At 58.4% G+C, this 3490-nt stretch carries 2 protein-coding genes; both read right to left on the reverse strand.

The features are described from left to right. Positions 1 to 233, reverse strand: a 233-nt coding sequence (locus DBR24_RS26350; RefSeq protein ID WP_371921361.1) for a calcium-binding protein, incomplete at its 3' end; no start/stop codon positions are given. A 197-nt stretch (positions 234 to 430) separates the two neighbouring features. Further along, positions 431 to 3490: glycosyltransferase (locus tag DBR24_RS26355; protein WP_256591856.1), on the reverse strand; the 3060-nt coding region annotated here is incomplete at its 5' end.

A 3490-nucleotide genomic window follows, 5' to 3' on the forward strand; every position in this document is an offset into this window, starting at 1 on the left:
TCGCCTTCAGCATCGCCACCAATACCCGGTTTACCCACACCGTTGCGGATATCGACGTTGATACCAGCCGAGGACCCCGAATAGTCCACAGTATCAAACCCGACGCCCCCATCAATCTTGTCCGCCCCGGCACTGCCCTTGATCACATCATTGCCACCCAAGGCATTGATCTCATCATCACCGCTGGTACCTGTCAGCGTATCCACGCCATTTGTCCCATTTATCACTGCCATTACGACATCTTCCTTGCCATGTTGTTGAACCAGATACCTGTCGACCTGCGTTGACGGGCTATTTCAATAAAAGAATTGTTTGCGATATGTCGGCACGAACCCGATTGCACTTGAGGTGTGCGGCAAATCTGTATCGTCACCGTTACAAACAAAACAGGCGACTTTTAGGTCGCCTGTTTTTGAACATCGATTCGCAATCAGTCGGGCAACCAACCCTCGGCCCAATAGTTGAGGTTGCTGCCCTTCAACAGGTAATCGCGCAGCACCTCCTCCCGCAATGCATCGCCCATTCGATAGCTCGCGTCAGGGTCGGACAGGTGCATGCGGATTGCTTCAAGCCATTCCTCGGTACTGTTGCTCACGACCTTGGTGCACGGCAAATAGCCGCGATAGGCTTCAGTCTCGGTACATATCACCGGGTAGCCACAGGCACCGTACTCCAGCAGTCGCAGATTGCTCTTGCAGTCGTTGAAGATATGAAACTCCAGCGGCGCCAGTGCCAGGTCAAGGTTCAGGCTGGCCAGTTTGGCCGGATAGGCGTCGAGGCCTACGCTTGCATGGAACTCATGGACAAACGGGCGCAACGCTGGAGGGCACATGCCGAAGAACACCCACTCAACTTCGTTGGCCAGCAGACGAACGACGTCGGCAATGATCGCCAGGTCGCCGTCATGACTGGTGCCGCCGCCCCATCCGACGCGAGGTTTGCACGAGGTGCGGCGGCGACTGCTCAGGCCCGCCCACAAGTGTGGCGCCAACATGTTCGGAACGACACGGATGTCGTGGTGCATGTCACGCAATGCGTCGGCCAATGGCTGGGTCGATACCACCACACGGTCACACAGACTAATGCCTCGACGCACGATCTTGTCGACGCCGACTTGCGCCTTGCGAATGTGGGCGTTCTTTTTCGGCACATCGATCACATAGTCATCCAGCTCGAAAATCCTGAACGCTCGGGAAGCGCTTTTGACACGCTCCACTTCGTCGACCGCGTTCTGGCTATAGCGACCCTGCAGCACAATCACGTCGGGCGAACTGCGCTCAAGCTCGATGTTCGTTGGCGTGTGGTAACTCAAATGACCGCCGATACGCCCGGCCGCTTCCAGCTCTATAAACGGCTGAGCAACCCGATAATGGCCCACGGCAGACGTGTTGATCGGTATCGCCAGCACTTTGGGCAGCAACTGACGGGAAAACGGATCCCAGCCGTTTTTGAATCCGGGTTCGAGACTGAAATTACTGCTGCCCAGACTCAGATTGGGGTTATAGGCAGGGTCTCTGGCGACCAGAGGCAACCAACGCTCGTAAAAGCTTTTTTGCTCGTTCTGCAGGATGCGCGGAGCCGGTTCCGCATAGGTGGGTACTGTCACTCGCATCAGTTCGGCGTATGGCGTCCAAACCACGAGGTAGCCGTTTTGCTTCACCCGCAGGCAGAAATCTGCGCCATTGAGCGCCTGGGACAGATCTTTTTCGTCTAGGCCAAGCACTTCATCGAAGACCTGCCTGCGCACGAGCAGGCAGTCGATGCCCACTGCGCTGAAGTTCTGCACAGCCTGTTGGCGCTGCATATAACCCGGGGTATTCAGTAGCTCGCCACGATTAGGCACGCCCACCGCTCCGCGCAGCCCGAGCACCAGGGCGGCCCCTTCGATACGTCCTTGCGGACTCACCAGACGACCGCCGACGATACCGACTTCCGGACGCTGGGCATGGTTGAGCAACTCGTCGAGCCAGTCAGGATTGACCACGTTGTTGCACGGACTGAAAAACAGCAGGTAGTCACCGCTCGCCTGGCTGGCGGCGAAGTTGTGTACCGCAGCCAGATTGTCGCCATGATCGCAACGAAGAACGCGCAGTTTGTCGCTGCCCATTTGCTCCACGGCCGACAGCCAGTTGCAGGCATCCAGCGCCGTGCTGCCGTTGTCGACGATAATCACCTCAAAGCGCTGGCAGGCGGTTTTTTCCAACAGGCTTTCAATGCAACGTTCTAGAGACGACAGCTCATTGCGGGTCGCGATGATGATCGAGACCATCGCCGATTGATCGTGCAAGTAATCCACACGGCTGATCATCGACTGGCTGCCGGCGCGGATTCGGTGAGGAATGCCCAGCCGTGCCAGATGCGCAGCCAGAACCCTCGGCGCCTGATCGATCACCTGCGGCTGAGTCAGCCATTGCGACAGGCGAAGCGTGGATTCCACCAGAACTTCAGCAATGTGTCCGATCGCGTGCGGCCCATTGTTTTCGACCAGACGCCAGAGCAGATCATGCACGCCAAGCTCACCAAAGCCTGCCGCCATGCCGCCTAGTTCCAACACGCGCTGGCGCTGAAGCGCGAGCACACGGCCGACATAGGGGAAACTGCGCATCAGGTCCAGGTTGAAATCGGGCTTGAACACCGGCTCGATCGAGACCTCGTCACGCAAGCCGCCCTCGTCACTGTAAAGACAACGTACATCCGGCATCTCCACCATGCGCTCGGCGAGCAACAGCAACGCCAGCTCATGCACACGATCACCGGCGCGAAGCAGATAGATCCAGTCCGCGTTATCCAACCCGCCCAGCAGATCATTGAACTGAGCAGCCGCGTCCGGCCCAAGCTGCACGTGACGCACACCCTCGACCGACAGGCGCTGCACTGCTGAAAGCACCACCACTTGCTCAACGCTGTAGGCTTGCTGGCGAAGACTGTTGAGGGTGTCATCCAGCGCCGGTAAATCACCTTCGCTGTCGAGCACGATCGGCACGATACGCGGACGCCAACTCCAACTCCGCACGCGCGCATCCAGCAGGCGTTGCTGGGCCGGATTCAGATGGCGGCAGGACAACCATTGTTGATACATGTCTGCGAAACTTTCGCAGTCCGGGCCAACTCGGGAATTCACCAGGGTTTGAATGAAGCCCAGTTGCCGGCCAAGCGCCGCCTCTTCCCACGCATAAGCCTGCCCCTCGATGGCATCGGCCAGCGCGACATGACGCACCCAGCCGGCCGCCGGTGCTGGCTCGCCACTGCGCAGGGCGAGCATTTGCTTGAGCCAGTCCAGTTCGGTCACAACCGCGACCTTGACCGCAGGCTGGTTGCTCAGTCGCGCCGGATGCAAACGCTCAAGACTCAGAATTTGCCCGACCACGACAAGATTTCCGCGTCGTAACAGGCACGTGAACAAAGCAAAATCCAGGTGTGCAACAAACCCTTCACCGATCTGCGTCACGGCCGGCAAGTATTCCAGCGCATGCCGTGTACGTAGCAAGGC

This window comes from Pseudomonas sp. HMWF006 (genome assembly GCF_003061205.1).
GTDB classification, from domain to species: domain Bacteria; phylum Pseudomonadota; class Gammaproteobacteria; order Pseudomonadales; family Pseudomonadaceae; genus Aquipseudomonas; species Aquipseudomonas monsensis.